Source organism: Peribacillus sp. NPDC101480, from assembly GCF_050277335.1.
Taxonomy (GTDB): Bacteria; Bacillota; Bacilli; order Bacillales; family DSM-1321; genus Peribacillus.
In genome coordinates this window covers 289,267-314,760 of sequence record NZ_JBNNSB010000005.1, presented here as the reverse complement: position 1 = coordinate 314,760, position 25,494 = coordinate 289,267, and the positions used below count along the sequence as shown (strand labels likewise).

Sequence of the window (25,494 nt, the reverse complement as noted above, 5' to 3'; positions counted from 1 at the left end):
TTCAATATTGTTCAGCCATACATTAAAAAGATGTAAGTAGAATGATTAAGGGGGATTTGCTTTGTCAGAAGGTGTGCATAGTATCATTTTACCTGTTTCAATAAAAACAGTATGGGGATTTGTAAGTAGCATTGACCGTTGGGCACCTCTTGTCCCAGGATATATCAATCATGAGATGATAAGTGAGGAGACACTTATTTGGGAGTTTAAAAGCGATTTGGGATTAATGAAGAAGAAAATTAAACTTGAAGTGAATATATTGGAATGGATTGAACCTGATAAGGTAACATTTAATCTTAAGGGATTAAATGAAAAATTTGAGGGGCACGGTTATTTTTTAGCGGAACAGTGCGGAATTGGACAGACTAAAATGACAGGCTGCCTTGCGATTACGGCAAAAGGGGCCAAAGCCCCCATCGTCAATGCTTTGTTAAAAACCTACGTTCCCCAAATGACGATCGAGTTTTCTGAGGCAGTTGCACAAAGTCTCCTTGTACAAAAATAGAAATTACATATTGCAGCTGTCATTATTGGATATTGGCACTTGACAATTATACCTTAGTGGTATGTATTATAAATTGTAATATTCTTTATAAAGCCTTTGATCAATTGAATGGTTTTTATAATGGATGTTTGGATACGATTCATAAGTAATAGGCGGGGCAGGAGGCATCACATGGAGTATGATAAGCAGGTTAAAAATAGAGTGAAGCGAATTGAAGGACAGCTTCGTGGGATATTGAAGATGATGGAGGAAAACAAAGATTGCAGAGATGTAGTAACGCAGTTATCTGCCACTAGATCGGCAATCGATAGGACAATTGGGGTAATAGTAAGTTCCAATCTTGTAGAATGCGTCCGGGAGGCTAATGAATCCGGAGAAAAGAATCCCGAAGAGCTAGTTAAAGAAGCAGTGAATTTATTGGTGAAAAGCCGGTAGTGTAATTTTTAGGACGATGATGATAAGACAACCTGACCAATCTGAGAAATTTAAGTGTCCGGGGTGGATGTATTTTTTAAAATGGGCCTCTACAAGAAGAGGTCCATTTTTGTGAATTCTCTGTTTTCATTTCTGATAAGCAAATCCTTTGATATAAAGAATTTGCATGGTATCCTTAAAGGGATAAAAATTGAGTGAGGGTATGCTATGGAATTTACGCATGTTACATCGGTTTTGCTCGGCCTCGTCATCATTCTAAATATTTTATTTGCCACGATTGTCATATTTTTTGAAAGAAGGGAAGCGAGCACGACCTGGGCTTGGTTATTGGTGTTATATTTTCTGCCTGTAGTCGGTTTTATTTTATATCTCCTTTTTGGAACAAGTTTAAGGCACGCCCACTTATTCCAATGGGAGGACAAGAAGAAGATCGGGATTGAAGAAATCCTTGATAAACAGATGGAAGAGCTTTCAACGGATCATTTCCCATTTCGAAATGCTTCTTCAAGTAATTATCGTGATTTGATTTATATGCATCTCCGGAATAATGATGCCGTGCTTACTGAAGATAATCAAGTCGATATTTTTACGGAAGGGAAAAATAAGTTTGACCAGCTTTTTAAAGATATTGAAGCGGCCGAAAACCATATACATATACAATATTACATCATTCAAAGGGACGGCTTGGGTAAACGATTCATTGAAGCATTGACTAAAAAAGCGAATGAAGGCGTCAAAGTTCGGCTGCTTTATGACGAGCTGGGTTCCAGAGGGATGACTAAACGTTTCTTCAAGGAATTTAGGCAGGCTGGAGGACGAGTGGAGGCATTCTTTCCATCCAAATTAAAATTTATAAATTTACGCCTGAATTTCCGTAACCATCGAAAGCTCGTCATCATAGATGGGAAAATTGGGTATGTTGGAGGCTTTAATGTTGGAGATGAGTATTTAGGGCTTAATCCGAAATTTGGTTTTTGGCGTGATACACACCTTCGAATAAAGGGGTCGGCTGTCAAAGCCATTCAAACCCGTTTCATCTTGGATTGGAATCAGGCATCAAAGCACCATGATATAACGTATCAACCTCATTATTTCCCTATTGTAAAGCCTCAAGGAAATATAGATTTGCAAATAGTGACAAGTGGGCCGGATTCTGAATGGGAACAAATTAAAAATGGCTATATTAAATTAATTTCTTCAGCAAAAAAATCGATTCTCATTCAAACACCCTACTTCATACCGGATGCAAGTTTATTGGATGCACTCAGGATTGCCAGCTTATCAGGATTAGATGTGAAAATCATGATTCCGAATAAACCTGATCACCTTTTCGTTTATTGGGCAACAACTTTCAATGCAGGGCAGTTATTAAGAGCGGGAGCTAAGATATACATCTATGATAACGGCTTTATTCATGCGAAGATGATCGTGGTGGACGAAGAGGTCTCCTCGGTGGGGACAGCTAACATTGATGTCCGTAGTTTTAAATTGAACTTTGAAGTCAATGCCTTCATTTATGATGAAGGAATGGCAGAAACACTGACAAGGATTTTTTATAAGGATGTCGAAGTTTGCAGGCAGCTTACAATTGAAGAGTTTGAAAAGCGTTCCAAGTGGATTCGTTTTAAAGAGTCCATTGCAAGGCTAGTATCACCGATATTATAATTTTTAAACTAAACGGACCATTACTACATGGTCTGCTCAGACTGTAGACAAATTCGAAGAAAAGCGAGTTTGCCTGCAGTTTTTTTCTTTATGAAATGTTCCAGTTGTTCAGAAATCCGCTCCCTTTCAGCCGACTGTCAGCTATGCATCATCAAAGCAAGCGCCTGTGGCGTCTCGGCTAGCCATTGTTTAGGAGGAATGTAATTTCTTCAATTCATTCATAAAACCAGAAAAAACATTAAGAATCACAAGTCTTGCCTTAATGTCATGGTTCGGGATGAGCCCCTTCCGAACTCTATTTTGGTACAATAGTTTATATCCATAAAAGGGGGAAAAGTCATGAAAACGTTTATAATCACAGGAGCTTCAAAAGGTTTAGGTGCTGCCATCGCCAAAGGATGTTTGCAGACGAGTGATCATTGCATTTTAGTTTCCCGTACAGCCAATCCTGAAATGCAGCGGCTGGCTGACCGATCAGGGAAGAAACTTACATTTATTTCGATGGACTTGAATGAAACTGAAAAGTTACCTTCCTTAGTCAATGAGATTCTTGCTGCTGTCGATGATACAAGTGACATTTACTTCATTAATAATGCAGGCGTTATTGAACCGATAAAGCCGGTAGGAGAGCTTGGTATGGTAAATTTGGAAACAAGCATGCGGGTGAATTTCATGGCACCCATCGTATTGGCTGATGAATTCATTAAACAGACAAAGGACTCGAACAGAAAGAAGGTAATGGTGAACATATCATCAGGTGCAGCAAAAAATCCTTATCATGGCTGGGCAGCCTATTGCAGTACTAAGGCGGGGCTAGAAATGTTTACACGGGTTGCAGGGGTGGAGCAGGATAAAGCGTCTTTCCCTACGTCCCTCATATCTTTTTCACCTGGAGTAATGGATACGGCGATGCAAGGGACAATCCGGTCAGCAGACGAACGGGACTTTTCCGATCGAGACAAATTTCATGAATATAAAGAGAAGGGCATGTTAAGAAGCCCCGAATTTGTGGCAGATATACTTTTGCAGCTTCTTGAATCGGAAGATTTGGAGAATGGGAAGTTCTACGATATTAAGAATTTTCTTTAATGAATGGAAGCATGTGAAACGAAAATAGCGTGGGGTTGTCCGTTTGGACAGCCTCTTTTTTAAGTGATCCCTTATTATATAAAAAAGCAGGATATCTTCAAGGAAATATGATAATTCGTTCTATCCAATTACCTGAATAACATAAACTTTTTTGGAGGGAGTTTGGAGGGTTATGAATGACGATCATTATTGTGAAAAAAGGTGACAGCCTTTGGGAAATTGCCAGAAAAAATAAAATTGAACCATCGAGGTTAATTGAAGTCAACGGTTTGGAATCAACAGCTTTGGTTCCTGGCCTGGCATTGTATATACCTGAGGAAAAAGCGGTGGGACGAAGGTATCTAATTAAAAGTCAGGATACCCTTACTAGAATCGGCAGTCGTTTTGGAACGAGTGCAGCGGCAATCAAGGAAGCCAATCCAGGAATCGCTGCAAACTCGCTTAAAGTCGGCACGGTAATTTTGATTCCGTCCCCTTACAAAAATCAATTGATTACGCTGGGTTTTGCCTTTCCGAATTCAGGTGGAATAGTATTTGAAACACTTGAGGAGAATGGTGATAAATTATCCTATTTAGCCATTGTAGCTTATTCGTTTACAAGGGAAGGAAATGCATACGTTGATGGTGATGATCTCCCGCTTATCGCGAAATGCGAGCAAACCGGGGTGACACCCCTATTGATGATCCGGAACTTTCAAGATGGTGATTTTGATGCTGATTTGGCGGGTGATGTCCTTGCTAGTACAGTATACAGAGCGAATTTAATCAATAGTATGCTGAAATTCGTTAGGGAGAAAGGGTATGGGGGTGTCAGTATGGACATCGAATTCATACCACCTGCTCGGCGTTCCGATTATGTGCTTTTTTTAAAAGAATTAAAGGAGGGATTGAACGAACTGATCCTTCATGTGAACGTACACGCAAAAACAGCGGATAATCCTGATAATCGAATTGTAGGCGGCCATGATTATCGGGGGATCGGAGAGGTAGCCGATCTTGTTGCCGTGATGACCATTGACTATGGGTATCCTACTGGCCCGCCTGAACCAATTTCCCCACTTTGGTGGATGGGCGAGGTTCTTCGTTATGCTTTGACGAATATTCCTGAATATAAATTGCAGTCGGCATTTCCTATGTATGGATACGATTGGGTAGTACCAAGCCACGAGACGAAAGCTTTATCAGCTCAAAATGCCCAAAATCTTGCTATTGCAACTGGCGCTGAAATAACTTTTGACACGTCTGCGGCATCACCTAATTATGCTTATCAAAGAGAAAATTCGAATCATGTGGTTTGGTTTGAAGATATTCGATCGATAAGCGCGAAATATGAAATGATTGATGCATATGAACTGATAGGTGCAACTTATTGGCAGATTGGTTTGGAATTCCCTCAGAATTGGGCGTTTATAGAAAAGAATATTTTGATTATTAAATAGATGAATGGGTGCAGGCGGTGAATAGAAGTGTTATATTTTTCCCTTGTTTGGTTGTGCAACTTTTATCAGGGCAAGCCAATCACATCTAGAAGAATTAAAGGGAGCCAATATCGTTCGAATGGCTATGAACCAATAAAAAGGAGCCAGGGAAAACCAAGGCTCCTTTACTTTAACGGTTAACCGAATGGAATGCATCATCCAGGAATATTTATGACTGATTTGGTATCGAATGCTCATGTTTTTTTCCCTGTAAGTCTTTCTTTTTAAAAATTGCATAAAGAAAGGCAAGGAATATCAGGGTGGAAGAAAATTGGAACGTTGTTTTTACACTGTATGTTTCCGTTATATAGCCTAATAGTAAGACAGAGCCGGCAAATGTAAGATTGATGACGGCTCCCCAAACTGCATGAAATTTTGCAAGAGTCTTTTCCGAAGCATGGTCTTGGAATAGCTTGGTGTAGATCACTTCCCGGATTTGTTCCGGGAGACCGTACAGGCATGCCAGCAGTAAAGCCAAAGCAGGAATACTGGTAGTTCCAAAAAGCAGGGTTAGCATTGAACTGAGAAATATCCCGAAAGTGATGAAGAACCCTATATATTTTTCTAGTAACTTGGCAAAACGGATGACGATCAATCCACTGAATATCATGCCGACAAAGTAGCTTGTGTTAATATATCCCCACCACTCCTCACCTAGTTCCAGGTTCTGTTCAACATATACATATATAACGGCAGCCATCCACACGCTTGAAGCCAAAGTAGTTATAAAATCAATGGAAATGAGTGTACGGATAGTTGGGATTTGTCGAATCGAAACCCATCCGGATTTAATCGAACCCCAGTTTGACGGAACAACAGAGTCCGTCGTTCGTTCTGAGACTTCTATTTTCATTGTATAGATCGTTGAAACGGCAAAAAGCATGACCGTAAGCCAAATGATGAAACTGCTGTTGGTACTTATCAATAAGACGGAACCTAGTGGCCATCCTGCTACAAAGATGGTCTGGGTGATCATATTCAAGAAACCATTCGCTTTCATCCGTTCTTCCTTCGGAACTAATTGAGGAACCAAAGCTGCGCTGACCGGGGCAGCGACTCCATCCAATAATGAAATGGAGGCAATGAAGCAAATGACGGCAACAGCAAAACCATGATTGAAATTTGTTATATAGATTCCTAGGCCAACGAGTAAGATGGACTTCCACCATTGAGATTGTACAAGGATCCTTTTTAAAGGAAACCTGTCGATGACAAGGGGGGAGAGTAAACTGCTGATAAATCGAAAAATCGTTGTAGTGAACGGAAGCAAGCTCAAATAAAAGGCAGATCCCGTCAAAGTATATAATAATGAAATCAACCCGACTACATAAAATATATCACCTAGATTTGCAAACGACTGACCGATCCAAAGGTATCGAAAAGATGAGTTTTTCATATATACCATCCTTTTGCGAAAATAAAGTTCATGGATATTTAGAATGGTTATAATTTTTACACTGGATTCACTCCTTAATTTACTAGATTGCATGAGCCGGGTTGGCCTGTTTTATATAGATGATTTTACCATAATATGAACAAGGGGGTTCTCAAATGCTTGCTGAATATTGAATATGGAATTATACTCCTTAATATATGTAAAAAAGGAGAAAAATTTGATGATTCGACGTTTTGCTTCATATTACCTGCCGCATAAGCGGTTATTCATTATTGACTTCTTCAGTGCAGTGGTCGTTGCTGTACTAGAACTTGCATTTCCGCTAGCTGTTCAGTGGTTCATAGATACACTGCTGCCTGGCGACGACTGGTCTGCAATTGTTTCGGTAAGTGCCGGTTTGTTCCTCCTTTATATCATTAGTACCTTCTTACAGTTCATCGTAGGGTATTGGGGGCACAAATTGGGTATCAATATCGAGACTGATATGCGTGAAGAATTATTTGAGCATGTGCAGAAACAATCTTTTCGTTTTTTTGATAACACGAAAACCGGCCATATCATGAGCCGCATAACCAATGACCTTTTCGATATTGGGGAACTTGCTCACCATGGTCCCGAAGATTTATTCATTGCCTTCATGACTTTTATAGGCGCATTTTGGATTATGTTGACAATCAATGTGAAACTTGCACTCGTATCGGTTTGTATTTTACCGTTCCTCGTTTTATTAATTGTCATAAGTAATTTAAAGATGAATAAAGCCTGGAAGAAAATGTATACAGAAGTTGCGGATGTAAATGCCCGTGTGGAAGATAGCGTCTCAGGAGTCAGGGTTGTACAATCCTTTACTAATGAAACATATGAAATGAAAAGATTTGCTACTAATAATCGCCGATTCCGTAAAGCGAAACTTCTTGGATATAAGGTTATGTCCTTTAGCTTATCGGGCATATACATGATGACGAGGTTTATGACCCTTGCCGTGTTGGTGCTTGGTGCTTGGCTAACATTTCATGGGCAGCTCTCTTATGGTGAACTGGTTGCATTCGTCTTATATGTTAACGTATTGTTTAAGCCGATCGACAAAATCAGTGCGTTGATGGAACTCTATCCAAAAGGGATGGCCGGCTTTAAGCGTTTTACGGAACTTCTGGATGTAACGCCAGATGTCGTCGATAAAAAGGATGCAATAGAGGTAACCACCCTTTTAGGCGATATTTCCTTTAAAGACGTTTCTTTTAACTATGAAGACAAAAAGCCAGTTTTAAAAGGTATTGATCTTACAATTAAGGCTGGTGAGACCATTGCTTTTGTCGGGCCTTCGGGAGCTGGGAAAACGACCATATGTTCATTGATCCCAAGATTTTATGATGTTAAGGCCGGTTCAATATCCATTGATGGAATTGATATTCGTGAGATGACGAAAAAATCATTGCGCTCACAAATTGGCATAGTCCAGCAAGACGTGTTTCTTTTCACAGGAACAGTAAAAGAGAACATTGCGTACGGAATGCTTGGAGCATCGGATGAACAAATTCAAGATGCTGCAAGGAAAGCCCATTTGGAGACTTTCATTGAAGGACTTCCAGAAGGCTATGAAACTCAAATAGGTGAACGTGGCTTGAAATTATCTGGAGGACAAAAACAACGAATTGCAATAGCGAGGATGTTTTTGAAGAATCCGCCAATATTAATTCTCGATGAGGCAACCTCTGCACTCGATACTGAGACGGAAAGAATAATTCAGCAGGCTCTTACAGAACTAGCTGAAAACAGAACTACGTTAATTATCGCACACCGATTGGCAACCATTCGAAATGCTGACAAGATCGTGGTTGTTACGGAAGAAGGAATTGCTGAAGAGGGCGGTCACGATGACTTACTTGAGCAGGGGGGCATTTTTGCCAATCTGCATCAATTACAATTCCAAAAATGATAAAAATGCTATATGTCCCCATAAGGACATATAGCATTTTTAATAGATTGGAGTGGAATTCAATTCAGAATGATTTCCCATAATTCCATAGGGTAACAAACAAGGCTTTTGAAAAATGGATGAAACATTTACCTCATAAGGATGATAATGCTTAGTGTACTAAGGCAGATGTTCTACCAAAAAAGACTTGGAGTCGTTCCATGGCTTTTTTTATTTAAAAAAAGTCTTTAAACGTGTCTTGGCCGGAGTTGGAAGTGCTGTCTATAAACGCGGTTATTTGTTTTATATAGACCGAAATCTAATAGGTTAGCCTATAACAATAGGATTGGCAGTGCATACAATAAAGGGTAGAAGGAGAGGCCATATACCAGAAAAGAGTAAGGAGTGCAAATCGTGAAAGTAATGACCATCTTAGGGACTCGACCTGAAATCATCAGATTAAGTCTCATTATAAAGAAATTGGATCAGTATGCCGATTCACATATACTAGTACACACCGGACAAAATTTCACTACATCCTTAAGCGAAATATTCTTCCAACAGTTACAGGTAAGGAAACCCGATTACGTCTTGCTGAATCAACAGAAAACACTCGGCGAACAGTTATCGGCGATCTTTAAGAATTTAGAGACAATCCTATTAAAAGAAAAGCCAGACAAAGTATTAGTGTTGGGGGATACGAACTCCGGGCTCAGCTCCATCTTAGCAGAAAGACTGGGAATACCCGTCATTCATATGGAAGCAGGAAACCGTTGCTTTGACCTGGAAGTGCCTGAGGAGAAAAATCGAAAGATCATTGATGCTGTATCAAGCTTGAATTTACCTTACACTCCTCAAAGTAAAGAGAATCTTCTGAAAGAAGGTATCCCCAGCAAAAGGATATATTTATCGGGAAACCCTATTTACGAAGTTTTGAATCATTACAACAATGAGATCGAGCAAAGTGGAATTTTGGACAAAATGAATTTGAAAAAGGAGGATTATTTCCTCGTAACAGCCCATCGAGCCGAAAATGTTGATTATGAAGACCGTTTGATGGAAATTATGAAAGGCATTAATTTGGTTGCCGAAACCTATCAAAAAAGAATCATATGCAGCTTACATCCCCGGACAAAATCCCGCATTGAACTCAGTCCCAATTTAGATGTACATCCACTAATTGAATTCCATGAGCCATTTGGTTTCTTCGACTTCGTTAAGCTTGAAAAAAGCGCTTTTTGTGTGCTGACCGATAGCGGAACCGTCCAAGAGGAATGTTGCTTGTTCCATGTTCCTGCGGTTACGATACGAAAAACTACGGAAAGGCCTGAAACAATTGAGTCAGGCAGCAATATGTTATCGGGAATTAATGCTGAACAAATCGTCAATTGTGTGAAGATTATGGTTAACCAGCAAAAAGACTGGACCTTTCCAGAAGGCTACGACCATAAAAACGTTTCAGATAAAGTGCTTAAAATAATACTGGGAGGCCATGAAATTGATTAAGAATCGAACAATTTTGGTAACGGGCGGTACAGGCTCATGGGGATATGAATTGGTAAGGCAACTACTGGATTTTGAACCGCGTGAAATACGAATTTTCTCAAGAAATGAATCCAATCAATTCACAATGAAACAAGAGTTTGATAATAATCCGAAATTGCATTTTATTATCGGAGACATAAAAGAGAAGGAAGCTTTATTGGAAGCTTGCCAAGGTGTTGATTATATTTTCCACTTGGCTGCATTAAAGCATGTTCCTGTTTGTGAAGATCAGCCCATTGAAGCATTAAAGACGAATGTAATCGGAACACAGAATGTAATAGAGGCAGCTATAAGCTGTAATGTGCATTCTGTTGTGAATATATCTACCGACAAGGCTTCGAATCCATCCAATTTTTATGGTCTATCAAAAGCAATGGCGGAAAGACTGATCATACACGCTAATACATTAAACACGAAAACTAGATTCGTATGTATCCGCGGAGGAAATGTCATGGGTACGAATGGAAGCGTCATTCATGTATTCAAAAAGCAAATCAAGGAAAAGGGGAAAATCGGGATAACGGACTTGAATATGACAAGGTTCTTTCTAACCATTCAAGAAGCGATAAAATTGGTATTCAAGGCTACTTTTGAAAGTGTCGGCGGAGAAATATTCGTGATGAAAATGCCTTCCTGTAAAATTATTGACTTAGCTGAAGTGTTGATAGAAGCATCCGGGAAAACAAATGTAGGTGTAGATGTCCTGGGCATCCGTCCTGGTGAAAAACTCCATGAAATCCTGCTTTCAGAATATGAAAGCACAACGGCGATTGCCTATGACGATGAGTATTATGTCATATTGCCGGCCATTCACATAGATGGGATAAAAGAACATTATTCTAAATACCAGCCGGTTAGTTTAGAAGACTATAACTCTGGCACAGGACTTATGGATAAAGCCCAGATCGAGGAAATGTTAAAGAACGGGGGCTTTATTTAACATGAAGGTATTAGTCCTTGGTGGACAAGGGATGGCAGGCCATGTAATAAAGGAGTATTTCACACAGGACCCGAAGTATCAGGTGACCTATACGTCAAGGGATCCGAATGATAATAAGGGACTATATCTGGATGTAACCGATGTAACGAGTCTAGAGGAAATCATGGATAAAGTTAAACCTGACATTACGATTAATTGTATCGGCATTTTAAATGAGCATGCTAGTGATAATACGAAACTCGCTTTTCAGGTAAATAGTGTTTTTCCCCATCAGCTTGTTAAATTGACTGAACGCAATAATGGAAAATTGATTCATATCAGTACAGATTGTGTATTTTCAGGGTCAAAAGGTGATTATACTGAGAATGATGTACCCGACAGCTCCACAATTTATGGCCAATCAAAACATTTGGGTGAAATCATTAGTGAAAAACATTTGACTATACGAACCTCCATAATCGGCCCGGAGCTAAAAGAAAATGGAATTGGTTTATTTCTTTGGTTCATGAAGCAAAAGGGAGAAATAAAAGGATACGAAAAAGTGCTATGGAATGGTGTAACGACTCTCGAGCTGGCTAAGGCACTGGACACGATGATCCAAAAGAACATTACTGGGTTATATCATCTTGGCTCAGATGAAAAGATCTCAAAAGCGGCCTTATTGACATTGATACAGCAAATCTTCAAGAAAACCGATGTGGAAATCATTCCTGATTCATTTATTAATTTAGATCGAACCATTAAAAATACAAGAAATGATTTTCAATACAAACTGCCTACTTACGAAGAAATGCTGGTGGAATTAAGAGATTGGATGAGGAAAAAGGAAGAAAACAAGTCGATTGGTTGAATGGTTTAATCCATTCGTGACCAAAAGACTAGATTTCGTTCAGGCTGAAAATGGTCATGTTATGTAAAGATCTCTTCGTGTAGGAAACCTCGCATCGCTTTGATGAAAAAGTTAACTATCCGAGGGGTCTTTTTCTTTAAAACAAAAATGTAAGGTTGATATTATATAAACCCGAGGGGAATATAAGTGGCGAAAGTCGTTGAGCTATTGAGTGTAAAGGTGAAATTTTTATGAAAGCGCTGCCATTTTATTAAGAGTTAATAAATAGAGTAATGCTTTAGAAATTGTTCAACTTATGAATACTATACGAAGGATTTTAAAAAAACATCTTTCTCGATGGAATCCTTTTTATAAACGATCCAAAAAATGACCACTGATATTCTCCCGAAAATTTGGGTTTTCGGGAGAAATGATAGATTGAAAACGTAACCCTTTTTTAGTGCGTCTTTAATTTTGAATGTAGCAGCGGTATGAGGTGTAAAGGTAAGCGATCCATACACGATGTGGTAGTGGTCTTAAAGGGGAGCATGGGGGATATCATTGTAACTACTTCTTACTCGAGAAGGAATAGGTTTCGGATAACCCTTTGAAAATATCAGTCTTTGGATACCAATTCAGCGATTGCCGTGCTTTCCTGTTATCAAGGCAGCTGTGTTTGATATCTCCTGTTCTTGCGGCTGAATGGAGTGTACTCACTTTTGAACCATGAATTTGTGCTAGCATTTCCAAGAGTTGATTTACTGATGTTTTCTGTGCAGTGCTGACCTGGATCGTTTCTTGATTACCACGATTCACCGAAGCGATGTTAGCATGCACTATATCTTTCACATATATAAAATCACGAGTTTGTTCACCATCACCGTGAATGCTTAAAGGCATCCCTTTTTTGAGTTTTTCCAAAAAGACTGCGACGACTCCGCCTTCGCCTTTTGCTGTTTGTCTCGGCCCATAAACGTTTCCATAACGAAGAATCGTATAGGGGAGCCCATATAACTGATGAAACAGGCGGATATATGATTCGGCAGTCAGTTTTGATAATCCATAATAAGAAATGGGGCCTGTCGGGTCGTCTTCGGAAATCAGTTCTTTCTGTAAATTGCCATAAACTCCTGAGGTGGAGGAAAAGATCAGTTTACTTACAGAAGATTCATGACAAGCCCGAAGAATATTAATTGTTCCATTAATGTTCACATCAGCATCATATTGGGGTTCAAGTATGGAACGGCTCACATCAGCTTGTGCAGCCAAATGGAAAACGACATCCGGCTTTTCACTCGCGATGATTTGGACAGCTGCCTCACTGCATATATCTTCAGTATGGATGATGGCATTTGGATGTACATATTCTTTGTGTCCGGATATCATGTTATCCAATACATGTACCTCGGCACCATTTAAGATAAGTTCTTCAACGAGATGGGAACCGATGAACCCAGCCCCTCCTGTCACGATAGCCTTCATGCATCATACTCCTCTTATATGTTTTTAGTATTGTATGTAATACGTTCAAAAATGTCTTAAACAGGTACCTAGCATTGCCAAAAAAGAAAGGAAAAAGGAAAAAAAGTGCTGACGCAATAAGTGGTTAGCACCTTTCTTGTAGACATCATTTATTTCTCTTTTTGCAAAGTGCGTTTTCATATACACCTAGCACCTTTTGGACGGCTTTATCGGGTGACCAATGTTCCAGCCCCCATTTTTGGGCATTTAAACCAAGGGTTTTCATATAGGACTCATTCTCCAATAAATAATTGATATGCATGGTTAACATCTGTTCATCCCCCGCAGGTGATAATACACCTGTAATTCCATGTTCGATGATTTCTGGTACTCCTCCTACATCACTGGCAATGACAGCTTTTCCGGTGATTTGTGCTTCAATTACAGACAACGGCTGATTTTCCATCAATGTTGGAAGAACGAAGATATCCGAAAGAGATAACAAAAAAGGAACATCATCCCGCCTTCCCATAAAAATCACATCACTTTCCAATCCCTCCGCTTTGCTTTTGTTTTTCAACTCCAATTCTTTGGGACCATCCCCAACAATCCAGCAAACCCAATCACTTCTAGTCTTTTTTAATTCCTTGAGTGCGCTTATCAAATGATGTACTCCTTTAAACTCATTCAGGCGACCAGTATAGATAATCACTTTCTTATCATTTGGGCGTTGGATCTCGGTTTTTTCGTTCGTTCGCTTCAAGAAGGATTCAATATCATATCCATAGTGAAAAACGCTAAGTTGCTCTTTCGGCACTTGAAATTCATCCGTTAAAATATTTCTCATCCATTCATTGGCTACGATCGTATAGTCAGCCGAGGTCGCACCTTCATATTCGAGTCGGTTAAAATAATCACAACCTTGTTTTGCATAGCTTTTCTTTTGCGTATTGGAGCTGTAGTACGCGCTCCTTAGCTCGTGAGCGACACAACCATGAAGGGTAGCGACCAGAGCAGTTTTTTCGGTTCGTATCCGGTTAATGCAGACGGTCGAAAATATATCTTGTGTATGAATGACATCATATTTTTCCAATCCTAAATTATTAGCGGCAAACTGAAAAAAATCACACTTTGAGGCATAATAAGCAATCACTGGATCACTATGGAGGGATGAATCTTGTTGTTCCATTAATACTTCTTGAGGCAGTGAATCCATATCTATTCTACGATTTTCGTTAATGATATGAACATATTCATGGTTTTCACCATAGCTTAGGAAATCGACCTCATGACCAAGAGTTTCAAGCTTTTCCTTTAATTGCTGCATATAGTTCCATACACCGCCAACATGTGGTGTTACCCAAAAAGTGGCAAGTAATATTTTCACGGTAATCTCTCCTTATCATGCTTTTGATACTCCATTTTAAGTTATCTCTTTATAACTATTCGGGGAAAAAATGATGCTATAGACGAATCACATGGGTTTATGTAGCTTATTTAAGGGATTCCCATATTTTTGAATATCATTTCATAAAAAAACGAGTACTTGTCCAATCAAGAAGCACTCGCCACCATTATAAACACGGTAAATCTAATATTCTTCATTGCCCTTAGAAGTATTTAGTTGGAAAATGCAGCTGCGAAAAAGCTTTCTGGGCCAGTACGAGTCGGTGCGATGACAATTCCGCCAGGTATACTTATGAACGATTGATATACTAAAAAGTTATTAGGGGATGGTGGATTGAAGTCCGCTCCTGCTAGGGTGATGATCGTTTCGGAGGCAACACCTAAACCTGCAACGGGTAATGTTAGTTGTGCTGAATAAACCAGTACGCGTCCTACGCCTGTCCCTCTATAAATTTCAATGTTGACGGGAGTTAATATGGCAGCTAGAGAGCTAAGAGTTGCGGTGAAAGTGAATTCGACCCTGATATTCGGTCCTGCACCAGTAGTGTTTAGGCCCAATGTGCCGAAAAGTGCAGGTGTAGTGGTGACCGGTATCGAGATGGAGTCACGATAACTGGCATTCTGTGAAGTTTGTGCATCTAAAAATTTTCCCAAATTATAACACCTCTTTTATTGGAATACTCTAACATATTAATTTGAGAAGGTTTTTGTATAGACAAGTTATTCATAATATGAATATTTTCAACTAAAAATATGTTTGGCATTTTCCTGTCGCAGCATATTGACCCATTATGTACAACCCTCCTGAAAAATCCACTTCCAAAATATCCTTATATATGGAAACGAATATTCCCACAATTTTCAGCTCAAAAAAAGTCCAGCTTTTAAGATATTGTTCATCCTTAAGTGAAAGCCCTTTTGACGGTAGATGTGAGAACAGCCCATAGCAATAGAGGGGTTTAAACATAGTGTAATAAAGAGACTGTGTTTATGATTACTATGGATTTGTAAATAACTGCTTATGGCGATTTTTAGAACTATAACGTTTTGATGTGTTACGAGCGATTGTTCATGCTGACCCAGTGTGTCAGAAAAATACCAGTATATCCGGAATCCTTTTATCAATGAATATCTGGATAACCTTGAGTCGATTAAAGCGGTTATTAATATCAATAATGATTGGATGAGAAATCAATGAATCAACAAGGGAAATTAATGATCACAGGGGCTAGTGGGTTTACAGGCAGGCATGCATGCGCACACTTCCTGAAATCAGGATTTGATATTACGGCGGTTTCAAGAAAAAAGATGAATTTCGAAGGTAGGATACAAGCAGAATGCTGTGACCTGACAAATGAAAGAGATGTAAAGAACCTCATTAAAAGGACCAAACCTCAGTACCTTCTTCATTTAGCCGGACAAAACCATGTTGGGGAGTCATGGTCGGAACCCGTATCGACTCTGGAGGCAAATACCATGTCCACTGCATATTTAATTGATGCAATTCGCAAAGAAAGTCCAACCTGTAAAATGGTGATAGTTGGCTCAGCTCTTCAAATTGATCCTGGTTCAATCTCTTCCATTCCACATCCTTATAGTTTAAGTAAAACACTTCAAGTACTTATAGCACAATCATGGGCAGTTTTATATAACATGGACATCATCATTGCAAAACCAGCCAATCTAATTGGACCTGGATTTTCTAATGGGGTATGTTCCATTTTTGCGAAAAAAATAGCAGAGATGGAAAAGAAGGGGTTGGAAAAGGTCCTTGAGGTCGATAATCCGAATGACCAACGTGATTTTCTGGATGTAAGAGATGCAGTGAGAGCATATGATTTTCTTTTGAGAAAAGGGCAGCCAGGAGATACGTATGATGTTGCTTCAGGTAATAATCGTTCTTTAGAAGAAATCATAGAAGGCTATAGGTCGGTAACAACAGGTGATATCAAGGTCAATTCAAAACGAAATGATTTAATCGAAAATAAAGCGGCAATCGATCCTATTAAGCTAGTGAATTTAGGATGGAAGCCTAATATCCCACTTGAATCATCTTTAATGGACATCCTTGCCTTTCATCGTGAATTAAAGGAAAAGTGATAAATCAATTGTAGGCAATCGAAAAAATACGCTATATATTCTTCAGGAGGGTAGGCAATGGAGCCGAAAGTATCAATCATTATTCCATTTTATAATTGTCCCTATATAGATCACGCCATTCAAAGTGCGCTTGATCAAACATATAAGAATGTAGAGGTCATTGTCGTCGATGACGGATCGACAATTTATACTGAAAAAATCGAGCCGTTCTTGGAACAAATCCGTTATTTAAGAAAAGAGAACGGGGGAACTGCTACGGCATTGAATCATGGGATAAGTGCTGCTACGGGAGAATATATCGCTTGGTTAAGCTCGGATGATTATTTTCTTCCTGAAAAGGTATCACTGCAAATTTCGTTTATGCTCGAACATAATGCAAAGGTGAGTTTTACGAATTTTGATAGTATAAACAAAAATGATGAAGTCATTCTATCTTGGACCGGCGAACGCTTTTCAGATATTGAAAACGGAGTGTACCATGCTTTTTTACTTCGTAATGCCGTGAATGGCTGTACTGTCGTTTTGAAGAAAGATGTATTCGACGCGGTTGGTTACTTCAATCCATATCATCGTTATACCCATGATTACGAAATGTGGCTTCGTTTATTGGTAAATGGTTATAAAATGTATTATTTGGATGAAGTCTTAACGAAGTTCAGAATACATGAAGAATCGGGTACAAGCAGATTCCAACCTGAGATGTTAAAAGATATTCTTACGATTGAAACCCATTACCGGCCCATTCTCAAAAAAAATTTAAAGAACTTATAGTGCACGATTTTTATAACTAGAAATGGAGGAATCATTATGTCTGAAGGTCTTCTCGATATATTTATGCATATCCCCAAAACTGGCGGAACGACTTTAAACGAAATATTTAAAAAACAATACAAGCTTAACGAAATATTTGATCATGACTCTTTTGAAATGAAGATGATGAAAATGGATGAATTAACGGAGACGGAAAAGAGGAATATCAAAGCAATTACAGGTCATTATTTCTATGGGATACATCAGGAGTTTTCACGGCCATTCAATTATTTTACGATGTTACGTGACCCGGTAGACCGTGTCATTTCTTCCTATTATTTTTTGAAGGATTATCCTGGCTATGAAATGGTAAAAGACATGACCTTGGAGGAGTTTGTAGTCAAAGGGCCTGAAGCACCCAATTTACAAACATTGATGGTATGCGGCAGCCAGGAGATTCCTGACATTGAAAAAGCCAAGGAAAACCTAAAGACATTTGCTGTGGTGGGAGTCACTGAGTTGTTCAATGAAACACTTTTTTGCCTGAAAAAGGAATATGCCTGGGGGGATATCCATTATACAAGAAAAAATATTACTAAAAATCGCTTGGCCAAAAAAGAAGTGCCATCGGACTTAATAAACTTGATTAGAAAATATAACGCATTGGATTTGGAATTATATGATTTTGCCAAAAAACTTCTTTACGAAAAACTTCAATCACTTACAGTAGACGAGCAAAAGCAATTGGAAAAGTTCAAAATGGAACTGAGTGCCTCAAACTAGTTCCTAATATGACAGTCCCCAATAAATTAAGAAACCGCCGGAATGAAAAAATTCCGGCGGTTTCTTTTCACTTGGAATCTATTCCTAAGGATTCAAGCATATTGATGAAATTTCGAGCATACAAATCAGGACTAAAATTAGTCTTTACATGCTCGAGGGCATTCGATCGTATACTTTCCCTTAAGGTCTGGTTATTCATTAATTCCTTTGCCTCTTTGACGGCATTATCGAGGTTTCCTAACGTGTAAAACTTTCCAGTTTGATTATGAATGATTGAGCTCCTTACACCATCGGAATCCGTCGTCAGCACAGGGCATCTACAACTCATCGCTTCTAGGAGTGCGTAAGGGGCTCCTTCCACTTTTGAAGTGGAACATAAAAAGCCTCCAGAATCCCCAATTTCAGAGAAAAAATCAGCCATTTGGGAATTTGGGACATTTGAATGCAAAGTAAGCTTTGAGCTTAAATTTAACCGTTTTATTAATTTATTGAATTTATCTCTTTCGTTAGGGTCACTTAAGGTGGGATCTTCGAACATAAGTAATTGTATTTTCGGATTATGATTGTTAATTAGTTGATAACCGATTTTCAGGAATTCACTCCAATTTTTATTATCTTCGATCCTTCCTATCCAAGCCACTTTTCTATATCCATCTAAAGGCATTGGCTTGTAGCAGAATTGACTTGTATCAAAACAATTATTAAAACTGAACTTTGGAAACGAAGGGTAAAGTTCATCTAATAATTGCATGATATGAGGAGTCTTTGGGTTAAGAAATCCATCTGCATGGGCCTTGACATCTGGGATGGCATTTGTAAGTGCGGATCTTGCCACATTTTTTGGACCGTAACCCTGTATTTCGATAATCATCTTTCCTTTATAACCCATAGACCTGAATCTCGGTAAAGTTTTGAAATCTGATACGACAACGATAGCGGAATAATCTCCCTCTTCCAATATTTTTTTGATTTCAGCATCATTGTTCGTAATAAATGTTGGGGCACTGTGGTCATTCAAGAAATTCCTTCTGTTATCATAATATAGATAATGAGCATCGATACCGTATTTTTTCAGAGCGGCAAATCGTTGCCGATTCAATGTTTCCACTCCACCACTTGGAACATAAAAAACAAACAATATATTCATTTTTCCCCTCCTCAAAATAATGGAGCAACACGTCTCATATTTAGGTTGGACTTTACCTTTCAAAACAACAGTTAGCACAAATCGATCCATTTTGAATAGGTGTGACAAAGAGCCATGTAATATACGTATGATTCACAAATTGGATTTATAGCCGTTTTAATTTGGGATGACTCGATTGGGAATAGTTCATATCTTAATTAGTGTGAAATAAATATTAATATGAATTTTCTTTATAAAACGGATAGCCCTGATGCTCACGAAATACATGGTAATCAATTGAAAGGCGGTTCATAAATGTCTAAAGTATCGATTGTTGTTCCATTCTATAATTGTCCATATATCGATAAAGCTTTGGAGAGCTTGTTCAACCAAACCTACAAAAATATTGAGATTATCGTAGTCAATGATGGTTCTACATTATATTCAGAAAAAATCGATCCGTTTCTGGATAAAATAACATATATCAAAAAGGAAAATGGGGGAACGGCCAGTGCATTGAATTCCGGCATCAAAAATGCAACAGGTGATTATATATGCTGGCTTAGTTCAGATGATATCTTTTACCCTGAGAAGATAGAGATTCAGTTGGAAGCAATGGTTAGGGAAGATGCACGATTCAGTTATACCAGTTATTATTGCATTGATGATAATGGCGAAATCATTACTCCGATTATAGGGATATACCCACCTAATCAGCTTGAACTTATTAAAGCAATGATCAGAGGAAATATTATTAATGGCTGCTCGGTCATGATTCACAGGAAGGTATTTGAGCTCATCGGAATATTTGATGAGTCGCTTCTATACACACACGATTATGATTTATGGTTGCGGATCCTGCAAAATTTCAAATTTCACTTTGTGCCTCAACCGCTATTACTATATAGGATTCATACAGAAATGGGCTCTAAAAAGCATGAAGGCAGCATCAAAATGGAAAATAGACTGGTGGTTAATCGACATCATGCCAAAATGAAACAATTATTGGTAAATGAACTTAGGAAACAACAATAGGTGAGCAAGTTGTAAAGGAGGTCCCTGTTTTTATAAAACAGGGGCTTCTTTAGTTGTTGGAAGGGCCTGGCTTTCATCATGGGACCTCGAGGGTGGCCAAATGAAATTTCCAATTTCATATATGAGTCTATAACATACATAAAGCTCTTTGCATATCTTAAAGAAATCATTCATTTTCCTTAATAATCAGGGACTGTCACCAATTAAAGCTTTTGTCAGGAAGGGCTTAATTGCGTTAATCGACAGTGGACGAGCGTCAGTGCATTGGTTGTTACAGAACAAGGGACAACAGGTACGTTATAAAAAAAGGAATGCTTTGTAGGAGGAGAAAATGAGAAAACTCATTATATTTGCGTTTATCGGATTTCTGGCTCAGCTGATCGATGGTTCATTAGGCATGGCATATGGGGTTACATCCACATCGATGTTGCTGACATTCGGAATCGCACCGGCAGTGGCCTCTGCATCCGTTCATCTATCAGAAGTCGTGACAACGGCCGCATCAGGCATTTCACATATGAAGTTCGGGAATGTCGACCGCCAGGCACTTTTCAAATTAATCATACCTGGATCTATCGGGGCATTTGCAGGAGCGTGCTTTTTAAGTAACTTACCTGGTGATCTGATTAAGCCATACATTTCGATATTTCTGCTGATTCTTGGTGTGTATGTACTTTTCCGCTTTTTAAGAACGTCTAAGACAAAAAGTGAAAAGAAATCAATTAATCTTACAAGAAAAAAATCAATCACCTTGGGATTGATAGCGGGCTTCGCAGATGCAACGGGTGGGGGCGGTTGGGGTCCTATCACAACTCCAGTCCTATTATCCCAAGAAGGTGTTCCTGTCAGAAAAGTGGTTGGTACAGTTGACACTAGTGAGTTTGCAATTGCTGTTTCCGCAACCCTAGGGTTTCTCATTGCATTAGGTTGGCAGGAAGTGAACTGGTTTTGGGTAACCTCCCTGATGGTTGGAGGGATTATTGCTGCCCCGATTGCTGCATGGATCGTTACAAAATTGCCATCTTATTTATTGGGAGTCCTTGTCGGAGGTTTTATCATTTTGACGAATGCTCGAACGCTGCTTGCAACATGGTCTCTTCAGCATCATTGGGTCCCCGTCATATATATGCTGATATTGATCGGGTGGGCAGGTTCTTTGGTATTTGTCATCCGGAACAACAAAAAGGGGTTCCATAAAGATTAAAGGGGAGATAGTGTGAGTAAACAAGAGAATATCCATCAACATCCTTTTTCCATTACGAAAGAGCTAAGGCAAGCTCAGCACGGACATAAAAGCTATATTCTTTGGTTTACTGGTTTATCAGGGTCAGGTAAGTCCACCATCGCCAACATGGTCGAGGGAAGACTGCATGCGATGGGAATTTCGACATATATTTTAGATGGAGACAATCTACGAAATGGATTAAATGAAGACCTTGGTTTCAGCTCTGGTGACCGTAAAGAGAATATAAGGCGAATCGGAGAGGTCTCCAAACTATTTGTGGATAGCGGAATAGTAGTGTTGGCCACTTTCATTTCGCCTTATGCGAGTGACAGGGAGGAAGTAAGAAAAAAAGTACAACAGGATGAGTTTATTGAGATTTATGTAAAGTGTCCCATCGAAGCCTGCGAAAAACGGGATCCCAAAGGATTGTACAAGAAAGCTAGAAGTGGGGAAATCACCTCCTTCACAGGCGTTTCGGCTCCATATGAAGAACCGGAAAATCCGGAGATACTAATTGAAACCAGTCAATACACAATTGAAGAATGTGTGCAGCAGGTCATGAACTATTTAGAGGATAATGGCCTTTAACATCGACATGGCCGAATTTGAAAAAGAGAATATGAAACAAACCAAATCAAATGATTGAGGGGTTATAAATGAAGGTTCAAAGAACCAGTATCGATCCACATGGCGGGAAACTGATTCAACGTGAATTATCAGGAAAAGACCGTGTGGAATACATGGAAAAGTGTAAATCCTTATCGTCCCTGACCATCTCGAAATGGAATGTTTCCGATCTGGAAATGATTTCAAATGGAGCGTTCAGCCCGCTTGTAGGATTCATGGGAAAAGAGGATTACCGGAGTGTCATTAAAGATATGCATCTGGCAAATGGCTTGCCATGGACGATACCGATCACTCTTCCTGTCACGAAGGAAGAGGCAAGTCGGCTGAACATTGGCGATGAGATCGCTTTATACAGTGATGACGGGGAACTTGCTGGTATCATACAGGTGGAAGAAACGTTTGAATACGATAAACTGGAGGAAGCAAAACTCGTATATAAAACAGACGATCCCAATCACCCTGGGGTTAAAAAGCTGTTTGGACAAGGGGATATCTATGTTGCAGGACCAATTTATTTAATAAATGGGTCATCGCATGAGCAATTCGGGGAATTTCATATGAACCCTTCCGAAACGAGAAAGATGTTCACGGATTTAGGTTGGAATACTGTTGTCGGTTTTCAAACGAGGAACCCAGTACACCGTGCACATGAATACTTGCAAAAAACAGCATTGGAAACCGTTGATGGACTATTATTGCATCCTCTTGTCGGTGAAACGAAAAAAGATGATATACCTGCGGATGTTCGGATGGAAAGCTATCAAGCCTTACTAAAAGGCTACTATCCAATGGATAGGGTTTTACTTGCCATATACCCAGCAGCAATGCGCTATGCAGGGCCCAGGGAAGCAGTATTTCATGCAATTGTCCGAAAGAATTATGGGTGCACGCATTTCATTGTCGGCCGAGATCATGCGGGTGTAGGCAACTATTATGGGACATATGATGCCCAAGAAATTTTTAGCCAGTTTGATCCGCTGAAAATTGGCATTAAACCTCTATTCTATGAACATAGCTTTTACTGCAAAAAATGTTTGAATATGGCTTCCCTGAAAACATGTCCCCACAAAGATGATGATAGGTTTATATTAAGTGGCACCAAAGTCAGGGAAATGCTCCGGAACGGCCTTGTCCCGCCACTTGAGTTTACACGTCCTGAAGTGGCTGAAGTTCTTATTAGAGGCATGAAGATAAATGAAGGCGAGTAAGCTATTGTAAACGCGGTGAGACCTATGCTTGTATAAAATCGCTGAAGAAGGACGGAACTTATCTAAATGTTGCCAGCCGTTACCCGGTGTACGAATGCTATGGACTAAATTGACAACAGGCAAGAAGCTGATATTGAGTCAAAATTCACCTGAAACTCCCAAAGCTCTAAACTTCCTCAAAAAACTTGTTGAAGCGGGGAAGTTAGTAGTGGTCATTGACAGATATTATGAGTTTGAAGAAATAGTTCAAGCCCATAAATATGTAGGGAAAGGACACAAGAAGGGAAATGTCGCCATGAAACTGGAACATAGTGGCAAATCCTAATAAATGAAACAGGTAATTTTTTATAAAGCTAAGGGATGCGTTAATCATAAGGTTAGCCGGTGTATACCTGGCTGACCTTTTTTAAAAATAAGTCTGATATATGTCAGGGTAGTACGTACGGTGTTAACGAGGTGTGCCTCTGGAACGATATAGATCTAGTTTTAGCAAAGGGAGTGGAAAAATGTTTCCAATATTAGAGACAAAACGATTGGTCTTGAGAGAATTGGCTGAAGGGGATGCACTGGATTTATTAAAATGTTTTTCCAATCCAGATGTATTACGATATTATGGGCAACCTCCATTAACAAATATAGATCAGGTGATGCAAATCATTACGAATTTTTCAAAGAATTTTGTTGAAAAACGTGGTATTAAATGGGGAATTGAATTGAAAGGAACGGATGGCATTATTGGAACGATTGGATTTCAAGAATGGTTCCATGAACATAAGAGAGCAGAACTGAGCTATGCACTTTTCCCAAATTATTGGGGCAAAGGTTATGCAACAGAAGCTGTCAGTAAAGTGATTTCCTATGGTTTTAAAGAGCTTGACTTAACGCGTATTGGAGCAATTGTTTTTATTGAAAATAAAGCATCCAATAAGTTGCTGACAAATTTAGGCTTCAAAAAAGAAGGGATATTGAGAGATTATATGTACCAAAATGATGTTTCTTTTGATACTAATCTATACTCTTTATTATCGGTAAAGCCTTAATGAATTAACAAAGTACTAGGAACACTCGCGCAATGCTTACAGATATAAGGGAAGTTGTTAACTGTTTTATGGAAAACAAAAAATGAAAATTAAGATATATATTTTAAAAATCATTGTTTTCCTGTAAGATACCAATATATAAAAACCCTGTCGATTTGTCGACTTACTTAGAAAACGCGAGGAAAACATAAATTATGGAATTAGAAAAAAGTCTTGAAAAAAGTTGGAGCAATCAACAAAACATAGGTTTAACAGCATATTTAAAGAAAATGAAGGGCGAAGCTAGGGAAAAAGACAGAATAGATTATATGGATTCCTTTGTTTCAGCTATAGGTGGGCTCATTGCTATTATCATTATTAGTTTTATAGCTTTCCATTTAGGATACCCTATGGCATTAGCTCCTCTTGGGGCGAGCTGTGTTATTGTTTTTGGTGCGCATAAAAGTCTCTTGTCTCAACCACGGAATGTTATTGGAGGACATATTATCTCTACTACATCAGCTCTTATCATTTGGAGCTTCTTTGGTAAAAGCCTGCTCATTATCGGTCTAACATTGGCTATTGTATTGATTATAATGACCTGCACAAAGACTGTTCATCCCCCCGCAGCGGCAAGTGCCCTTGTTTCTATTAATTCTCAGGCTGGTTGGGGATTCCTGATTTCAATTGTAATAGGTACCTTATTATTAGTTTTTATATCGATGATCTATAATAACTTATTTCAAACAAGACAATATCCAAAGCACTGGTTTTGAAAAATTAATATATTAACCAAACGGGTGCTTCATTTGTGACTGTATTATAGCTCCTCACTTATTTGATAACTGCTTTACTTCAATAAGCGGGGAGCTGCGCTTTTTCTTACTAATAGAATTAAAAACCTTACTTACCATCACATTACATAAAATAACGTATGATAATGATTTGCTAAAGCT

The 25,494-nt window shown here is 39.0% G+C and carries 23 protein-coding genes and 1 pseudogene; 19 read left to right on the top strand and 5 right to left on the bottom strand.

What is annotated here, in order from left to right; genetic code table 11:
* The first annotated feature begins 61 nt into the window (after positions 1-61).
* From ACQKMF_RS18575 to ACQKMF_RS18555, 5 genes are all read left to right on the top strand, one after another.
* Positions 62-505: a CoxG family protein gene (locus tag ACQKMF_RS18575; RefSeq protein ID WP_101225089.1), complete on the top strand. Its 444-nt coding sequence runs from the start codon at positions 62-64 to the stop codon at positions 503-505.
* 171 nt (positions 506-676) lie between these two features.
* The gene (locus ACQKMF_RS18570) at positions 677-940 is read left to right on the top strand and encodes a metal-sensitive transcriptional regulator (protein WP_054395644.1); all 264 of its coding nucleotides are present in this window, start codon (positions 677-679) and stop codon (positions 938-940) included.
* A 207-nt stretch (positions 941-1,147) separates the two neighbouring features.
* Positions 1,148-2,605: a cardiolipin synthase gene (cls, locus tag ACQKMF_RS18565; protein ID WP_101225088.1), complete on the top strand. Its 1,458-nt coding sequence runs from the start codon at positions 1,148-1,150 to the stop codon at positions 2,603-2,605.
* A gap of 339 nt (positions 2,606-2,944) precedes the next feature.
* The gene (locus tag ACQKMF_RS18560; protein WP_402937313.1) at positions 2,945-3,694 is read left to right on the top strand and encodes a (S)-benzoin forming benzil reductase; all 750 of its coding nucleotides are present in this window, start codon (positions 2,945-2,947) and stop codon (positions 3,692-3,694) included.
* A gap of 176 nt (positions 3,695-3,870) precedes the next feature.
* Positions 3,871-5,133 (top strand): LysM peptidoglycan-binding domain-containing protein, encoded by a 1,263-nt coding sequence (locus tag ACQKMF_RS18555; protein WP_402937311.1) that lies wholly within the window; start codon positions 3,871-3,873, stop codon positions 5,131-5,133.
* 208 nt (positions 5,134-5,341) lie between these two features.
* Here ACQKMF_RS18555 and ACQKMF_RS18550 read toward each other — a convergent pair whose 3' ends face one another.
* Positions 5,342-6,568 carry an MFS transporter gene (locus tag ACQKMF_RS18550; RefSeq protein ID WP_402937309.1) on the bottom strand — a complete coding sequence of 409 codons (1,227 nt, stop codon included), beginning with the start codon at positions 6,566-6,568 and terminating at the stop codon, positions 5,342-5,344.
* A 220-nt stretch (positions 6,569-6,788) separates the two neighbouring features.
* Here ACQKMF_RS18550 and ACQKMF_RS18545 point away from each other — a divergent pair, with 220 nt between their 5' ends.
* The 4 genes from ACQKMF_RS18545 to ACQKMF_RS18530 all read left to right on the top strand — a co-directional run bounded on the left by ACQKMF_RS18545 (position 6,789) and on the right by ACQKMF_RS18530 (position 11,818).
* Entirely contained in the window at positions 6,789-8,504 is a 1,716-nt protein-coding gene (locus ACQKMF_RS18545; RefSeq protein WP_427574397.1) for an ABC transporter ATP-binding protein, read from the top strand.
* 393 nt (positions 8,505-8,897) lie between these two features.
* Positions 8,898-9,989: a non-hydrolyzing UDP-N-acetylglucosamine 2-epimerase gene (gene wecB, locus ACQKMF_RS18540; RefSeq protein WP_101225083.1), complete on the top strand. Its 1,092-nt coding sequence runs from the start codon at positions 8,898-8,900 to the stop codon at positions 9,987-9,989.
* Positions 9,982-10,968: a polysaccharide biosynthesis protein gene (locus tag ACQKMF_RS18535; protein WP_101225082.1), complete on the top strand. Its 987-nt coding sequence runs from the start codon at positions 9,982-9,984 to the stop codon at positions 10,966-10,968. The genes wecB and ACQKMF_RS18535 overlap by 8 nt, the downstream gene beginning before the upstream one ends.
* 1 nt (position 10,969) lies before the next feature.
* Positions 10,970-11,818: a dTDP-4-dehydrorhamnose reductase family protein gene (locus tag ACQKMF_RS18530; protein ID WP_101225081.1), complete on the top strand. Its 849-nt coding sequence runs from the start codon at positions 10,970-10,972 to the stop codon at positions 11,816-11,818.
* Between the two features lie 546 nt (positions 11,819-12,364).
* Here the strand turns inward: ACQKMF_RS18530 and ACQKMF_RS18525 are convergent.
* The 3 genes from ACQKMF_RS18525 to ACQKMF_RS18515 form a co-directional block, all read right to left on the bottom strand.
* The gene (locus ACQKMF_RS18525; RefSeq protein WP_402937303.1) at positions 12,365-13,279 is read right to left on the bottom strand and encodes an NAD-dependent epimerase/dehydratase family protein; all 915 of its coding nucleotides are present in this window, start codon (positions 13,277-13,279) and stop codon (positions 12,365-12,367) included.
* A 145-nt stretch (positions 13,280-13,424) separates the two neighbouring features.
* Positions 13,425-14,645, bottom strand: coding sequence for a glycosyltransferase family 4 protein (locus ACQKMF_RS18520; RefSeq protein ID WP_402937301.1), 1,221 nt, complete (start codon positions 14,643-14,645; stop codon positions 13,425-13,427).
* Positions 14,646-14,878: 233 nt separating this feature from the next.
* A complete protein-coding gene (locus tag ACQKMF_RS18515) occupies positions 14,879-15,319 on the bottom strand; it encodes a hypothetical protein (protein WP_402937299.1) in 441 nt (146 codons plus the stop codon).
* A 540-nt stretch (positions 15,320-15,859) separates the two neighbouring features.
* Between ACQKMF_RS18515 and ACQKMF_RS18510 the strand changes: the two genes are divergently transcribed.
* From ACQKMF_RS18510 to ACQKMF_RS18500, 3 genes are read left to right on the top strand one after another with little or no spacing between them, the layout of a single operon-like run.
* Positions 15,860-16,765, top strand: a complete 906-nt coding sequence (locus tag ACQKMF_RS18510) for an NAD-dependent epimerase/dehydratase family protein (protein WP_402937297.1) — start codon at positions 15,860-15,862, stop codon at positions 16,763-16,765.
* A 57-nt stretch (positions 16,766-16,822) separates the two neighbouring features.
* Positions 16,823-17,536: a glycosyltransferase family 2 protein gene (locus ACQKMF_RS18505; protein ID WP_402937295.1), complete on the top strand. Its 714-nt coding sequence runs from the start codon at positions 16,823-16,825 to the stop codon at positions 17,534-17,536.
* A 36-nt stretch (positions 17,537-17,572) separates the two neighbouring features.
* Positions 17,573-18,298, top strand: a complete 726-nt coding sequence (locus ACQKMF_RS18500; RefSeq protein ID WP_402937293.1) for a sulfotransferase family 2 domain-containing protein — start codon at positions 17,573-17,575, stop codon at positions 18,296-18,298.
* Positions 18,299-18,365: 67 nt separating this feature from the next.
* Here the strand turns inward: ACQKMF_RS18500 and ACQKMF_RS18495 are convergent, their stop codons facing one another.
* Positions 18,366-19,445 (bottom strand): glycosyltransferase family 4 protein, encoded by a 1,080-nt coding sequence (locus ACQKMF_RS18495; protein ID WP_427574392.1) that lies wholly within the window; start codon positions 19,443-19,445, stop codon positions 18,366-18,368.
* Between the two features lie 294 nt (positions 19,446-19,739).
* Between ACQKMF_RS18495 and ACQKMF_RS18490 the strand changes: the two genes are divergently transcribed.
* The 7 genes and pseudogenes from ACQKMF_RS18490 to ACQKMF_RS18460 all read left to right on the top strand — a co-directional run bounded on the left by ACQKMF_RS18490 (position 19,740) and on the right by ACQKMF_RS18460 (position 25,314).
* The gene (locus ACQKMF_RS18490) at positions 19,740-20,459 is read left to right on the top strand and encodes a glycosyltransferase family 2 protein (RefSeq protein WP_402937289.1); all 720 of its coding nucleotides are present in this window, start codon (positions 19,740-19,742) and stop codon (positions 20,457-20,459) included.
* A 331-nt stretch (positions 20,460-20,790) separates the two neighbouring features.
* On the top strand, positions 20,791-21,663 hold the full coding sequence (locus ACQKMF_RS18485) for a sulfite exporter TauE/SafE family protein (RefSeq protein WP_402937287.1): 873 nt from the start codon (positions 20,791-20,793) through the stop codon (positions 21,661-21,663).
* Positions 21,664-21,675: 12 nt separating this feature from the next.
* Positions 21,676-22,272 carry an adenylyl-sulfate kinase gene (cysC, locus tag ACQKMF_RS18480; protein ID WP_402937285.1) on the top strand — a complete coding sequence of 199 codons (597 nt, stop codon included), beginning with the start codon at positions 21,676-21,678 and terminating at the stop codon, positions 22,270-22,272.
* Between the two features lie 68 nt (positions 22,273-22,340).
* Positions 22,341-23,519, top strand: coding sequence for a sulfate adenylyltransferase (sat, locus tag ACQKMF_RS18475; RefSeq protein ID WP_427574389.1), 1,179 nt, complete (start codon positions 22,341-22,343; stop codon positions 23,517-23,519).
* 29 nt (positions 23,520-23,548) lie between these two features.
* Positions 23,549-23,844: pseudogene (locus tag ACQKMF_RS18470) on the top strand (zinc-binding dehydrogenase); the annotation flags it as partial.
* A 181-nt stretch (positions 23,845-24,025) separates the two neighbouring features.
* A complete protein-coding gene (locus ACQKMF_RS18465) occupies positions 24,026-24,559 on the top strand; it encodes a GNAT family N-acetyltransferase (protein ID WP_402937281.1) in 534 nt (177 codons plus the stop codon).
* A gap of 194 nt (positions 24,560-24,753) precedes the next feature.
* Entirely contained in the window at positions 24,754-25,314 is a 561-nt protein-coding gene (locus ACQKMF_RS18460) for an HPP family protein (protein WP_260357799.1), read from the top strand.
* Positions 25,315-25,494: the final 180 nt, after the last annotated feature.